Here is a 13,305-nt window from a genome sequence, read left to right as displayed (position 1 = left end):
TCCTCAGTTCTGGCCGGTGGCGGGCTTGACCGTCGCGACGACCGGCGTCGGCACCAGTGCCTCGGCGGCAACGACGCGTTTCGACGCGCTCGACGCGATCGTCTTTTCGAGCGCGGCGACCTGCGGGCATTTGGCGCCGCAGACGCGCTCGGCCTCGGCGAGCTTTTCGCGCGCCAGTTCGAGCGCCCCCTTGTCAGCGAGCGCCTCGCCCTGCCCGGTCAGCGCGACGATATCCTTCGGTTCGAGGATCAGTGCCTCGCGATAGAGGCCGATCGCCTTGCCCGGCAGCCCCTGCGCACGCGCGACCTGTGCCAGCGCGATGATCGCCGAACGGTTGCGCGGGTCGGCGGCGAGCGCCGATTCATAGAAGTCGATCGCTTGATCGAGGTCGCCGGCCTCCTGCGCCTGATGCCCCTCCTGCTGGAGCGCGATCGAGCGGGGGAAGATGTCGTTGTCGGCGCGCTGCGCATCGGAGGCGGTCGGCAGGCTGGCCAGAACAAGACCAGCGCCAATGGCCAGAAAACTGATGCGCATCGCATTCTCCCATCGCTTCATCGAAAGGGATGCTAACATGGCGATGTCAGCCGCGCGAGAAAAAATCCGTCGCAGCCGTCGGTCGCCGGAGTCAGCAGGAAACCCGCGCCCGCGGGGCGGCCGATACCTTCGGGTAGATAGCCCGCGTCGGCGGTCCAGCCCGGATTCCGGTTCAGAAAATCATCCACCTGTGCCCGCCCCTCGCGCGCGATAACCGAGCAGACAGCATAAAGAAGTTTGCCGCCGGGCGCCACCAGATCGGCGGCTATGTCCAATAGCCTGGCCTGATCGGCGAGATGGCGGTCGAGCCGCGCCGGGGTGAGCCGCCAGCGCAGTTCGGGGCTGCGGCGCCAGGTGCCGCTGCCCGAGCAGGGGGCGTCGACGAAGACATGCGTCGCCTTGCCCTGCCAGTCGGCAAGCATTTCTGCTTCCCTGCCGGGATTGAGGAGGCGCGTCTCGATGCGCGTCGCGCCGGCGCGCTCGGCGCGTGGCGGCAGTTGCTGGAGGCGCGCGCGGTTGGTGTCGCAGGCGAGGATGTCGGCGTCGTTTCCGGTGAGCGAGGCGATGGCGAGGGTCTTGCCGCCGCCGCCCGCGCAGAGATCGACGATCGCCTGCCCCGGCGCAGCGTCCAGAGCGGCGGACGCATATTGGCTCGCGGCGTCCTGCACCTCGAACACGCCGTCAGCATAGGCGCGATGCTGGACCGCGGCCGTTTCGGGCGGCAGGCGCCAGCCGTCGGGCGCGCCGGGGATCGCTTCGCCTTCGGGAAAGAGTGTAGCGAGATCGTCGCGCGTCGCCTTGATGCGGTTGGCGCGGAGGTCGAGCGGTGCGCGCGTCAGCATCGCGTCATGTTCGTCTTCGCCGACGAGCGGGTCGAAGAGACCGATCAGCGCCTCTGCCGCAAGCCCGGTTTCGGCGCGCGGTTCGTCGGCGGCGATCGGCGCCGGACCGTAGGACGAACCGTCGAACAGCGGTGCGAGTTCGGGCCGGGCATCGGCAAGCGCGAGCATCGCCGCGCGGCCCGAAGCCGGCGCCGAGCGCACGGCGCGGATCGCGTCATAGACATGGCCCCGGATCGCACGGCGGTCTTTCGACCCCGCATAGCGGCGCGCGCGCATCGCTTCGGCGAAGATCGCGTCGGCCGGCGCCCCGCCCTCGCGCGCCGCAGCGGCAATGGCGTCGAGGATTTCGATGGCGGTCTGGAGACGGGCGGCGGGGGTCATGCGATGAAGCCCCTCCCGCTTGCGGGAGGGGGGCACAGGGTGAACCAGCCCCCGGCTGGTTCAGGTCGTGCCGGGGGCACGACCGACCCCATGCCGGGTGGACCAGCAGCGTTGCAATTGCCCGCCCCGCTGCGACTAGCGAACAAGCTCGCAAGTCTCGCTGCCCCTCCCGCTTGCGGGAGGGGATAAGGAGTGGACGGCCGCATCGCCGCCCTCAACCCGCCGGGTAGTTCGGCGCCTCGCGCGTGATCGCGACGTCGTGAACATGGCTTTCGCGCAGCCCCGCATTGGTGATGCGGACGAATTTGGCGCGCTCGCGGAAATCCCCCAGCGTGCGGCTGCCGGTATAGCCCATCGCCGCCTTCACGCCGCCGACCATCTGGTGGATGACGTCCTTCGCGGGGCCCTTGAACGGCACCTGCCCCTCGATGCCCTCGGGAACCAGCTTCATCTGGTCCTTGATATCCTGCTGGAAATAGCGGTCGGCGCTGCCGCGCGCCATCGCGCCGACGCTGCCCATGCCGCGATAGCTTTTATAGGTGCGCCCCTGATAGAGGAAGGTCTCGCCCGGCGCCTCGGCGGTGCCCGCGAGCATCGATCCGACCATCACGCTCGACGCGCCGGCCGCCAGCGCCTTGGCGACGTCGCCCGAGGTGCGGAGGCCGCCGTCGGCGATCACGGGAACGCCGAGTTTCGAGGCGGCTTCGACGCTGTCGAGGATCGCGGTGAGTTGCGGCACGCCGACACCCGCGACGATGCGGGTGGTGCAGATCGAGCCCGGACCGATGCCGACCTTGACGCCGTCGGCGCCCGCGTCGATCAGCGCCTTGGTCGCGTCGCCGGTGGCGACATTGCCCGCGAGCACCTGAACCCGGTTCGACAATTTCTTGATGCGTTCGACCGTCTGGCCGACGCCCTTGCTGTGGCCGTGTGCGGTATCGACGACGATAAGGTCGCATTCGGCCTCGAGCAGCGCCTCGGCGCGCTCGACGCCGCTATCGCCAGTATTGGTCGCCGCCGCGACGCGCAGGCGGCCGTTCCCGTCCTTGGTCGCGTCGGGGAAATTCACCGCCTTTTCCATATCCTTGACGGTGATCAGGCCGATGCAGTGATAATCGTCGTCGACGACGAGCAGCTTTTCGATGCGGCGCTGGTGGAGCAATTTGCGCGCCTCGTCCTGCCCGACTCCCGCGCGCACCGTCGCGAGATTTTCGGCGGTCATCAGCTCGCGCACCGGCTGGCCCGGATTGTCGGCGAAGCGGACGTCGCGGTGGGTCAGGATGCCGACGAGCTTACCGCCCGTTTCGACGACCGGAATGCCAGAAATCCGGTGCTGGTCCATCAGCGCGGTCGCGTAGGAGAGCGGCGCGTCGGGGGTGATGGTGATCGGGTTGACGATCATGCCGCTTTCGAACCGCTTGACCTGCCGCACCGCGGCCGCCTGTTCCTCGACGGTCAGGTTGCGGTGAAGCACGCCAATGCCGCCGATCTGCGCCATCAATATCGCCATGTCGGCCTCGGTCACCGTGTCCATCGCCGACGACAGGACCGGGATGTTGAGGCTGATCTCGCTGGTCAGCTGGGTCGACAGATTGGCGTCCGACGGCAGGATGTCCGACGCGCCGGGCACCAGCAGCACGTCGTCGAAGGTAAGGCCGGTGATGATTTCCATGGGTGCCACTTTCTGGTGCGGGCGGCGCCTGCCCCCAAGCTTTCGGGGCGGCACACGCGAATCATTTGGTGGCGGCCCATGTAACCAGTCGCGCCCGCGCGCGCCAGTGGGGGACGAACGATTATTTCGCGCGATTCGGGAGGGCGGCCGGAGCACCGCAGGGACGCACGCCATCGCCACCGATGTAACCGGTTGCATTGCTTCCGAGGCCCCGTTAGACCCGCCGCATAACATAGTAACGGCGAAGAGGATATTCCGAATGAACCTGTCCAGCCAGGCGACCGTCCAGACTGGCGGTCGGTCGAATGCCATGGCGGCCTTTGCCGCGGTGACCGTGCTGTTTTTCGCCTGGGGCTTCATCACCTCGCTGATCGACCCGCTGGTCGCCGCTGTGAAGGGCATCTTCACGCTGAGCGACGCCGAAGCCCAATTGTCGGCGTCGGCCTTTTTTATCGCCTATGGCCTGATGTCCTTCCCCGCCGCGGCGCTGATCGCGCGCTTTCATTCGGTGCCGTCGATCCTGACCGCGCTGTCGACGATGGTCGTCGGTTGCCTCGTCATGCTCGCGGCGGCGAACCTCGCCGTCTATCCGCTCGTGCTCGCGGGCCTGTTCATCCTCGCCAGCGGCATCACCATATTGCAGGTCGCGGCGAACCCGCTCGCGGCGGCGCTCGGCGACCCGAAACGCAGCCATTTCCGCCTGACCTTCAGCCAGACCTTCAACAGTTTCGGCACCTTCCTCGGCCCGCTGATCGGCGCGCACCTGTTCCTCGAAGGCGTCGAGGTCAAGGAAGGTACCGTGGTGACCGAGTCAGTGCGCGCGCAGGCGCTCGGCGGGATCGACGCGGCCTATTTCTGGATCTGCGGCCTGATCATCGCCCTCCTTTTCTTCTTTTGGTTCAGCCGGCGGATCGTCAACGAAGCGGTGCCGCCCGCGCCGATCGGCGAGCGCGCGGGGATGGGCGAACTGATCCGCGAGGCCTTTTCGTCACGCTGGGCGTTGCTCGGCGGCGCCGCGATCTTCCTCTATGTCGGCGCCGAGGTCGCGATCGGGACGCAGATGGCGCTGTTTCTTAACAGCGATGCGATCTGGGGCCAGTCCGACGCGCCCTTCGGCACATTCGGCTGGATCATGGGCAGCGACGGCGTTCCCGGCGTGTCGTTGCAGGAAGCGGGCAAGGCGGTTGCGCTTTACTGGGGCGGCGCGATGGTCGGCCGCGCGATCGGATCGCTGCTGCTCGCGCGTTTCTCGGCATCGAAGCTGCTCGTCCTCTTCACCGCCATCGCGGCGCTGCTCTGCCTCTATATCGTGGTCGTCGGCGGGGTGAGCGCGGGCTTCGTCGCGCTGTCGATCGGCCTGTTCAACTCGATCATGTTCCCGGTGATCTTCACGCTGACGCTCGAACGTTCGACCGCGCGCGCGGAGGCGACGTCGGGGCTGCTGTGCACCGCGATCGTCGGCGGCGCGGCGATCCCCTATCTCGTCGGGCAATTGTCGGACGCGGTCGGTTACAGCGCCGCGCTGATCCTGCCCGCCGCCTGCTATGTCGCGCTGTGCGTCTTTGCCATCGCCGCCGGGCGCGCGCCCGCACGGCAGGCGGGCACGGGCGTCACGGTCCACTGAGGATCGGGGAACGCGGGGGATCATGGCGGGATTATCGATCGAGCGCGCGCGCAAGAGCTTCGGTGCGACCGAGGTCCTGAAGGATGTGTCGATCGAGGTCGCCGACGGCGAATTCACGGTGATCGTGGGGCCTTCGGGTTGCGGAAAATCGACGCTTTTGCGCATCGTCGCTGGGCTTGAGGAACTGACGGCCGGCCGTATCCACATCGGCGACCGCGACGTTACCGGCCTCGCGCCGTCGGAGCGCGGGATTGCGATGGTTTTTCAGTCCTATGCGCTCTACCCGCACCTCACCGTCTATGAAAATATGGCGTTCGGGCTGCGCATCGCGAAGGTCGGCAAAACCGCGACCGATGCCGCGGTGCGCCGCGCGGCGGCGATATTGAACATCGAGGCGCTGCTCGACCGCAAGCCGGCGGCACTGTCGGGCGGCCAGCGCCAGCGCGTCGCGATCGGCCGCGCGATCGTCCGCCAGCCGGAGATTTTCCTGTTCGACGAGCCGCTGTCGAATCTCGACGCCGATCTGCGCGTGCGGATGCGTTATGAATTTGCCGAGCTTCACCGCCAACTCGGCACGACGACGCTTTATGTGACGCACGATCAGGTCGAGGCGATGACGCTCGCCGACCGGATCATCGTGATGCGCGACGGGCGGATCGAACAGGTCGGCACCCCGCGCGAACTTTATGACCGGCCCACGAATATCTTCGTCGCGCAGTTCCTCGGCACGCCGCGGATGAATATCCTGCCCGCGACGGTGGCAGAAGGCGGCCGCGCGACGCTGGCCGACGGCCGCAGCATCGCCCTGCCCGCGCTCGCGGCGCCGCTGGCGGCCGGGACGCCGCTGTCGATCGGCATCCGGCCCGAGGATATCGCGATCGGCGACGCGCCGGGCGCGCTGCCGTTCACCATCGGCTTTATCGAGCGGCTTGGCGGTCTGGCGACGCTGCATCTGGGCGGCCGCGGCGAAGGCGAACCCATCGCGTGCCAGTGGCGCGACGACGGCAGCCTCGGCGAGGGCGACACGGTCGCGGCATCCTTCGCGCCCCGCCATCTCCACCTATTCGACACCGACGGCAAAGCGTTGGAGACGATGGGGAAATGACCTTGCATTTCGCCATTGTAACCGGTTACGCTGTCGCCGTTTCCGCGCTCGGCGAAAGAGCAACGGAGTCGCATCAGCGGCCCGGCGCCAAATGAGGGAAAGGGGGCCAGCGGCATGGCGACATTGAGGGACGTGGCCCGCGAGGCGGGGGTTTCGGTGGCGACGGCATCGCGCGCGATCAACGGGCTCGGCAATGTCACCGCACCGACGCGCGCCGCGGTGATGGCGGCGGTCAAGAAGCTGAACTTCGTTCCCCACAGCGGCGCGCGCAGCCTGACGCGGCGCAAGACTGACACCGTCGGGGTCATCCTGCCCGACCTGTTCGGCGAATTCTTTTCCGAAATCATCCGCGGGATCGACCTGGTCGCGCATGAATCGGGGATGCACCTGCTGCTCGGCAACATGCACGGCAGCACGCACGAGACCGCCGCGGCGATCGCCGCGATGCGCGGCCGCGTCGACGGGCTGCTCGTCATGCCGCCCGACCTGAAGCCCGAACTGCTGGCGGACTATCTCGACCCGGCGCTGCCCACGGTGTTGCTCAACTATGATGCGGGTTCGCTCGACCTGCCCTTCGTGGCGGTCGACAATTATCGCGGCGCCTATGCGATGACCGAAGCGCTCTTGGCACACGGCGCGCGGCAGGTGATCCATATCGCGGGCCCCAAGCACAACCGCGACGCGCGCGACCGCCAGCGCGGCTTCGTCGATGCGATGGCGAAGATCGCCAAGGAACGCAGCCCGGTGATCCTGCCCGGCGATTTTTCGGAGGAAAGCGGCGAGAAGGCGGCGCGGCTGCTCGTCGAGGGGCAGCTTCCCGCCGATGCGGTGTTCGCCGCGAACGATCAGATGGCGGTCGGACTGATCGCCGAACTGGCGCGCGCGGGCGTGTCGGTGCCCGGTGATGTGATGGTCGCGGGCTTCGACGACATTCCGCTCGCGCGCCATTTGAGCCCCGGTCTCACGACGATGCAGGTCAATATCGACCGGCTGGGGTCGACGGGCATGATGCTGTTGCTCCGCTTGCTGCGCGGCGACGCGCTGGGCGCGGCGAGCGCGACGATCCTGACCCCGAACCTAATCGAACGCGGCACCACCGCGAGCGCACCCGGCGCCGCGCGGGCGACCGCCGCGGCAGCCTCTCCATTGTGAACCCCGCGGCGCGCCTTTGCCGATGCAGCTGACGCGCCGCCATATGACCGGCGCGCTCGCCGCGCTGCCCCTCGCCCCGTTACTCGGCAGCTGCGGCGCGCGCGCGCGCGATACGCTGACCGTGTGGGCGATGGGCAATGAGGCGGCGAGCCTGCCCGCGCTGCTCAAGGGTATCGACTGGCCGGCGGACGCGCCGCCGATCGCGGTCCAGCCGCTGCCATGGACCGCGGCGCACGAGAAATTGCTCACGGGATTTGCGGGCGGCTCGCTGCCCGGCGTCGGACAGGTCGGCAATAGCTGGATCGCCGAGCTGGCCGCGATCGGTGCGATCCAACCGGTTCCCGCCTATGCGAAGCGGTTGCTGAGCGACCAGTTCGGCGCGGTGGTCGACACCAACCGCATCGCGGGCAAGACGTGGGGCATCCCCTGGTATGTCGACACGCGGCTGCAATTTTATCGCAAGGACCTGTTCGCGCGCGCGGGCTATGCCGCGCCGCCGGCCGAGTGGACCGATTGGAAGGCGGCGCTTCACAAGGTGAAGCAAGTCGCTGGCGACGGCAATTACGCGCTGCTCTATCCGCTTAACGAATATGAGCAGCTGACGACGCTCGCGCTGTCGGCGGGGGCGCGGATGCTGCGCGACGAGGGCGGACGCGGCGCCTTCTCCGACCCCGAATTCAAGGCCGCGCTCGCCTTCTATAAATCGCTGTTCGACGAGGGGCTCGCGCCGCGGGTCTCGATGGCGCAAATCTCCAACGTCTGGACCGAATTCGGACGCGGTTATTTCAGCCTCTTCCTGTCGGGCCCCTGGACGATCGGCGACATGAAGAGCCGCCTCGGCCCCGAACGGCAGGACGATTGGGGCACGGCGGCGAACCCCGGTCCGGGCGGCATCGGATCGGCGGCGCCGGGCGGGTCGAGCCTCGTCGTCTTCGCCGGGAGCGAGCATGGCAAGGCGGCGTGGGATCTGGTCGCGCGCCTGACGACTTCGGGCGCGCAGCTCGCGCTCCACGAGGCGACGGGCGACCTTCCCGCGCGGCGCTCGGTGTGGACCGCGGCGGGGTTGATGCGCGACCCCGCGGTCGCGCCGTTCCGCGCCCAGCTTGAGCATGCGACCGCGCTGCCGAAGGTGCCCGAATGGGAGCGAATCGTGACCGAGATGCAGATCGTCGCCGAACGCATGGTGCGCGGCCAATATAGCGTCGACGCGGCCGCGAAGGAGATCGACGCGCGCGCCGACCGGCTGCTCGAAAAGCGGCGCTGGATGATCGAGAAGGGGCGGGCGCTATGACGGCCGCTGGCAGGGTGGGCGAAGTGCGCGCGGGTTGGGCGATGTCGTCGCCGGCGCTCGCGGCGATCCTGCTTTTCTTCGTGCTGCCCGCGATCGCCTCGCTGTTTTTAAGCTTCACCGATTTCGACATTTACGCGCTCGCCGACATCGGAAACCTGCGCTTCGTCGGCCTGCAAAACTACGAACGGCTGGTCGAGAACCCGCTGTTCTGGAAGGCGATGACGAACACCCTGCTGTTCGTCGCGGTCGGCACCCCCTTCATCGTCGCGCTGTCGCTGTTCGCGGCGATGCTCGTCAATTCGCGCTGGCTGAAGTGGCGGCCGGTGTGGCGCGTCGCCTTGTTCGCGCCCTATGTGACGACGCTCGTCGCCACGGCAGTGGTGTGGCGCTATCTGCTCCACACGCGTTACGGGCTGCTCAACTATCTGCTCTCCCTTTTCGGGGTGCCCCCGGTCGACTGGCTGGGAAGTCCGACCGCATCGCTGCCCGCGATCCTGATCTTCGTCGGGTGGAAGACTTTCGGCTATAATATGATCATCTTCCTCGCCGCGCTCCAGACGGTGCCGCGCGAGCTCGATGAGGCGGCGCGGATCGACGGCGCGGGTTGGTTCATGCGGCTGCGCCACGTCACCCTGCCCGCGATCGCGCCGACGGTGCTGCTCGTCTCGGTGCTCACCGTCGCGGGCATGTTCCAGCTCTTCGCCGAACCCTATGTGATGACGCAGGGCGGCCCCGCCCAGTCGACCGTCACCATCCTGTATTTCATGTATGAGGAGGGGTTCAAATGGTGGAACCTCGGGTCGGGCGCGGCGGTCGCCTTCCTGCTCTTCCTCTGCATCCTCGCGGTGACGCTGGTGCAATTGCGTCTGGCAAAGCGGAGCGGCGCGATATGAGCCTGCGCCGCTGGTCCGTCACCCTGCTCGCCGCGTTCGCCGCGCTGGTGACGATCGCGCCCTTGCTCTGGATGGTCTCGGTCAGCTTGATGGCGCGGGGCGAGGCGGCGCACTTTCCGCCGCCGCTGTGGCCCGCGAGCCCGACGCTCGAAAATTACCGCGAGCTATTCGGCAGTTTCGGCGTCGGCCGCTTCCTGCTCAACAGCATCCTCATTTCGACGCTCGCGACGGGCCTTGCGCTGCTCTTCACGATTCCGGCGGGCTATGCCTTCGCCAAGCTGCGCTTCAAAGGCCGCGACGCGACCTTCCGCCTGCTCGTCGCGGCGCTTGTCGTGCCGGGGCAGATCGGAATGCTGCCGCTGTTCCTCGAACTCAAGGCGATGGGGCTCGTCAACAGCTATGCCGGCGCGCTGGTGCCATGGCTCGCGGGGATTTTCGGCATCTTCCTCGTCCGCCAATATTGCCTGTCGATCCCCGACGAGATGCTCGAGGCGGCGCGGATCGACGGCGCGAGCGAGGGGCAGATATTGCGCCGCATCGTGCTGCCGATCCTGACCCCGATCATCGTCACGCTCGCGCTCTATGTCTTCCTGTCGAGCTGGAACGATTTCATGTGGCCGCTGATCATCCTCGCCGATCAGGATCTCTACACCCTGCCCGTCGCGCTCGCCGCGAACAGCCGCCAGAATGTGCAGGATTACGAGATCATGATGGCCGGTGCGGTCGTCACCACCCTCCCCGTGCTCATCCTCTTCCTCGCGCTCCAACGCTATTATCTAAGCGGGCTTCTGACCGGGAGCGTGAAGGGATGAAATTTATCAGGAGCAAATCGTTGAAGCTGCCCAAAAACTCGTTCGCCTTTGCTCCGCTTGCGGCCATCGCGTTGGCTTTCTCCCCGCCAGCCTTCGCCCAAAGCGACGGCCAAAGTCCGCAACCTGCGATCGAGGCGGGCAATTACCCCTACCAGCTGTTCCTGCCGCGCGGCTACACCGCCGATTCCAGGGCGAACTGGCCCCTGCTGATCTTCCTCCACGGTTCGGGCGAGCGCGGCAACGATGTCGCGAAGGTCACGGTGCACGGCCCGCCGAAGATCGCCGACCGCACCCCCGACTTTCCCTTCGTCACCGTCTCGCCGCTGCTCGGCGCCGATCAGGACTGGGACGTCGCGAAGCTCGACCAGCTGCTCGATCATGTGACCAAAACGCTGCGCATCGACCCCACGCGCGTCTATCTGACCGGGCTCAGCCGCGGCGGCCATGCGAGCTGGCGCTGGGCCACGGCCGAGCCGCACCGCTTCGCCGCGGTCGCGCCGGTCGCGGGGCGCGGCGATCCCACGACCGCCTGCGCGCTCAAGGACACGCCGGTCTGGGCGTTTCACGGCGACCGCGACGATGTCGTCGTGCCCGAGGGCAGCTTTGCGATGGCGCGCGCGATCCGCGCCTGCGGCGGCCGGGTTTCGCGGCTGACCATCTATCCCGACCTCGGCCACAACAGCTGGGACCCGGCCTATGACGATCCCGCGCTTTACCTCTGGCTGCTCTCTCACCGCCTCCCCACTCCGCCCGACGCGGCGGCAAACAAGAAGACCAAGGAAAGAAAATGACGCAGACGATTTTCCCCGACGATTTCCTGTGGGGCGCGGCGACCGCGGCCTATCAGATCGAGGGGTCGCCGCTCGCCGACGGCGCGGGCGCGAGCATCTGGCAGCGCTTCAGCCACGACCCGCGGCTGATGGCGGCGAAAGGCGACACCGGCGACGTGGCGTGCGACCATTATAACCGCATGCCCGCCGACGTCGCGCTGATGAAGGAACTCGGGCTCAAGGCCTATCGCTTCAGCGTCAACTGGGGCCGCGTGCTGCCCGAAGGCATCGGGCGCGTGAACGAGCCCGGCCTCGACTTCTACGAGCGGCTGGTCGACGAACTGCTCAAGAACGACATCGAGCCGTTGCTGACGCTGCATCACTGGGACTTGCCCGCAGCGCTCGACGACAAGGGCGGCTGGCTCAACCGCGACAGCGCCGACTGGTTCGCCGAATATGGATCGGTGATGTACCGCCGCCTCGACGGCCGGGTGAAGAAATGGGTGACGCTGAACGAACCCTGGGTGATCACCGACGGCGGCTATCTCCACGGCGCGCTTGCCCCCGGCCACCGCAATCTGTTCGAGACACCGATCGCAAGCCACAATCTGATGCGCGCGCACGGCCGCGCGGTGCAGGCCTATCGCAGCGAGGGCGCGCACGAGATCGGGCTCGTCGTCAATATCGAGCCCAAATATCCCGCGAGCGACAGCGCCGAGGATCTGGCCGCCACGGCACGCGCGCACGCCTATATGAACCGGCAGTATCTCGATCCGGCGCTGAAGGGCAGCTACCCCGACGAACTCGCCGACGTGTTCGGCGAAGCTTGGCCGCAATGGCCCGTCGAGGATTTGAAGGACATCTGCCAGCCGGTCGATTTCATCGGTATCAACTATTACACCCGCAACGTCGTCAGGGCCGACCCGAACCAATGGCCCGTCGGCGCGTCGCCGGTGCGGCAGGTCGCGACGCACACGACCACCGACTGGGAGGTCTATCCGCCCGCGCTCACCGACATGCTGATCTGGTTCCGCGACACCTATGGCGACATTCCCGTCTATATCACCGAAAATGGTGCCGCATTCTATGACCCGCCGCGGGCCGGGCCCGACGGCATCGACGATCCGCTGCGCTGCGATTATCTCCGCACGCATATCTCGGCGATCGGCGACGCGATCCGGCAGGGGGTCGACGTGCGCGGCTATATGGCCTGGTCGCTGCTCGACAATCTCGAATGGTCCTTGGGCTTTTCGAAGCGCTTCGGTATCGTCCATGTCGATTATGAAACGCAGGTCCGCACACCGAAGCGCAGCGCGCGTTTCTATAGTAGCGTGATCGCCGCCAACGGAGGAAATCTCGGATGACCCGCAAAGCCCTGATCCTCGCGGCGGCGCTGCTTGCACTGCCCGCCGCGGCGAAAGAGCGCGCCGATCATTATGAAGCGATGACCTATAATATCCGGCTCGATATCGCGTCGGATGGCGGCAACGCCTGGCCGCACCGCCGCGCAGCGCTGATCGCACTCGTCGCCTATCAGGCGCCTGACCTTGTCGGGATGCAGGAGGTGTTGCAGCACCAGAAGCAGGCCGTCGAGGCCGATCTGCCCGCCTATCAGTTCGTCGGCGTCGCGCGCGACGACGGCAAGACGAAGGGCGAATATTCGATGCTGGGGTTCCGCCGCGACCGCTTCGCGCTGGTCGGATCGGGCACTTTCTGGTTGTCGCCGACGCCCGATGTGCCGAGCAAGGGCTGGGACGCCGCGCTGCCGCGGATCGCGACCTGGGCGCGGCTGCACGACCGGACGGCGAAGCGCAATTTGCTCGTCGTGAACACCCATTTCGACCATATCGGCGAGGTCGCGCGGCAGGAAAGCGCCCGGCAGATCCGCCGCTGGATCGACGGCGAGCGCAAGCCTGACGAAAGCGCCATATTGATGGGCGACTTCAACAGCGCCGCGACGAGCAATCCCTATGCCGCGATCGTCGAGCCCGGCGAGGGTGCGCTGCGCGACAGCCGCACGGTCAGCCGCACGCCGCATTACGGCCCGCTCGGCACCTTCACCGGATTCGACATCGCGCGGATGGACGCCAGCCCGATCGACCATATCTTCGTCAGCGACGATGTGGCGGTGCTGCGCCATGCGACGCTGACCGACCAGACCGGCGGGAAGCTGCCGTCGGATCATTATCCGGTGGTGGCCGATCTGTGCATTGGCGAGGCTTGCTGAAG

The 13,305-nt window shown here is 67.2% G+C and carries 12 protein-coding genes; 9 read left to right on the top strand and 3 right to left on the bottom strand.

All coding sequences use genetic code 11. The features are described from left to right. Positions 1-3 precede the first annotated feature (3 nt). From OVY29_RS02120 to guaB, 3 genes are all read right to left on the bottom strand, one after another. Positions 4-534: a tetratricopeptide repeat protein gene (locus OVY29_RS02120; RefSeq protein ID WP_052182159.1), complete on the bottom strand. Its 531-nt coding sequence runs from the start codon at positions 532-534 to the stop codon at positions 4-6. Between the two features lie 32 nt (positions 535-566). Beyond that, a complete protein-coding gene (locus OVY29_RS02115; protein ID WP_313910748.1) occupies positions 567-1,757 on the bottom strand; it encodes an RsmB/NOP family class I SAM-dependent RNA methyltransferase in 1,191 nt (396 codons plus the stop codon). Between the two features lie 214 nt (positions 1,758-1,971). Beyond that, entirely contained in the window at positions 1,972-3,429 is a 1,458-nt protein-coding gene (gene guaB, locus OVY29_RS02110; protein WP_037554666.1) for an IMP dehydrogenase, read from the bottom strand. A 259-nt stretch (positions 3,430-3,688) separates the two neighbouring features. On the opposite strand from guaB, the gene OVY29_RS02105 reads away from it, so the two are divergent. The 9 genes from OVY29_RS02105 (at position 3,689) to OVY29_RS02065 (ending at position 13,303) form a co-directional block, all read left to right on the top strand. Further along, positions 3,689-5,053, top strand: coding sequence for an MFS transporter (locus OVY29_RS02105; RefSeq protein WP_313910747.1), 1,365 nt, complete (start codon positions 3,689-3,691; stop codon positions 5,051-5,053). 22 nt (positions 5,054-5,075) lie between these two features. Then, positions 5,076-6,158: a sn-glycerol-3-phosphate ABC transporter ATP-binding protein UgpC gene (locus OVY29_RS02100; RefSeq protein ID WP_313910746.1), complete on the top strand. Its 1,083-nt coding sequence runs from the start codon at positions 5,076-5,078 to the stop codon at positions 6,156-6,158. Positions 6,159-6,272: 114 nt separating this feature from the next. Continuing rightward, entirely contained in the window at positions 6,273-7,310 is a 1,038-nt protein-coding gene (locus OVY29_RS02095) for a LacI family DNA-binding transcriptional regulator (protein ID WP_052182134.1), read from the top strand. Positions 7,311-7,332: 22 nt separating this feature from the next. Continuing rightward, positions 7,333-8,601: an extracellular solute-binding protein gene (locus OVY29_RS02090; RefSeq protein ID WP_313910745.1), complete on the top strand. Its 1,269-nt coding sequence runs from the start codon at positions 7,333-7,335 to the stop codon at positions 8,599-8,601. After that, positions 8,598-9,494: a carbohydrate ABC transporter permease gene (locus tag OVY29_RS02085; RefSeq protein ID WP_235211473.1), complete on the top strand. Its 897-nt coding sequence runs from the start codon at positions 8,598-8,600 to the stop codon at positions 9,492-9,494. The genes OVY29_RS02090 and OVY29_RS02085 overlap by 4 nt, the downstream gene beginning before the upstream one ends. After that, on the top strand, positions 9,491-10,306 hold the full coding sequence (locus OVY29_RS02080) for a carbohydrate ABC transporter permease (RefSeq protein WP_313910744.1): 816 nt from the start codon (positions 9,491-9,493) through the stop codon (positions 10,304-10,306). Before OVY29_RS02085 ends, OVY29_RS02080 begins: the two co-directional genes overlap by 4 nt. Positions 10,307-10,326: 20 nt before the next feature. Then, the gene (locus tag OVY29_RS02075) at positions 10,327-11,097 is read left to right on the top strand and encodes an alpha/beta hydrolase-fold protein (protein WP_313910743.1); all 771 of its coding nucleotides are present in this window, start codon (positions 10,327-10,329) and stop codon (positions 11,095-11,097) included. Then, on the top strand, positions 11,094-12,440 hold the full coding sequence (locus OVY29_RS02070; RefSeq protein WP_313910742.1) for a GH1 family beta-glucosidase: 1,347 nt from the start codon (positions 11,094-11,096) through the stop codon (positions 12,438-12,440). Before OVY29_RS02075 ends, OVY29_RS02070 begins: the two co-directional genes overlap by 4 nt. After that, positions 12,437-13,303, top strand: coding sequence for an endonuclease/exonuclease/phosphatase family protein (locus OVY29_RS02065; protein ID WP_037554660.1), 867 nt, complete (start codon positions 12,437-12,439; stop codon positions 13,301-13,303). The genes OVY29_RS02070 and OVY29_RS02065 overlap by 4 nt, the downstream gene beginning before the upstream one ends. Positions 13,304-13,305: the final 2 nt, after the last annotated feature.

Origin of the sequence: Sphingopyxis sp. SE2 (assembly GCF_032227185.1) — a bacterium.
GTDB lineage: Bacteria > Pseudomonadota > Alphaproteobacteria > Sphingomonadales > Sphingomonadaceae > Sphingopyxis.
Note: the sequence above shows the minus strand (reverse complement) of the source record. Positions and strands in the feature narration are given on the sequence as shown.

Bases quoted from the DNA above. Each gene is read 5' to 3' on its own strand.
- OVY29_RS02120 (WP_052182159.1), bottom strand. From the start codon at position 534: ATGCGCATCAGTTTTCTGGCCATTGGCGCTGGTCTTGTTCTGGCCAGC.
- OVY29_RS02115 (WP_313910748.1), bottom strand. From the start codon at position 1,757: ATGACCCCCGCCGCCCGTCTCCAGACCGCCATCGAAATCCTCGACGCC.
- guaB (WP_037554666.1), bottom strand. From the start codon at position 3,429: ATGGAAATCATCACCGGCCTTACCTTCGACGACGTGCTGCTGGTGCCC.
- OVY29_RS02105 (WP_313910747.1), top strand. From the start codon at position 3,689: ATGAACCTGTCCAGCCAGGCGACCGTCCAGACTGGCGGTCGGTCGAAT.
- OVY29_RS02100 (WP_313910746.1), top strand. From the start codon at position 5,076: ATGGCGGGATTATCGATCGAGCGCGCGCGCAAGAGCTTCGGTGCGACC.
- OVY29_RS02095 (WP_052182134.1), top strand. From the start codon at position 6,273: ATGGCGACATTGAGGGACGTGGCCCGCGAGGCGGGGGTTTCGGTGGCG.
- OVY29_RS02090 (WP_313910745.1), top strand. From the start codon at position 7,333: ATGCAGCTGACGCGCCGCCATATGACCGGCGCGCTCGCCGCGCTGCCC.
- OVY29_RS02085 (WP_235211473.1), top strand. From the start codon at position 8,598: ATGACGGCCGCTGGCAGGGTGGGCGAAGTGCGCGCGGGTTGGGCGATG.
- OVY29_RS02080 (WP_313910744.1), top strand. From the start codon at position 9,491: ATGAGCCTGCGCCGCTGGTCCGTCACCCTGCTCGCCGCGTTCGCCGCG.
- OVY29_RS02070 (WP_313910742.1), top strand. From the start codon at position 11,094: ATGACGCAGACGATTTTCCCCGACGATTTCCTGTGGGGCGCGGCGACC.
- OVY29_RS02065 (WP_037554660.1), top strand. From the start codon at position 12,437: ATGACCCGCAAAGCCCTGATCCTCGCGGCGGCGCTGCTTGCACTGCCC.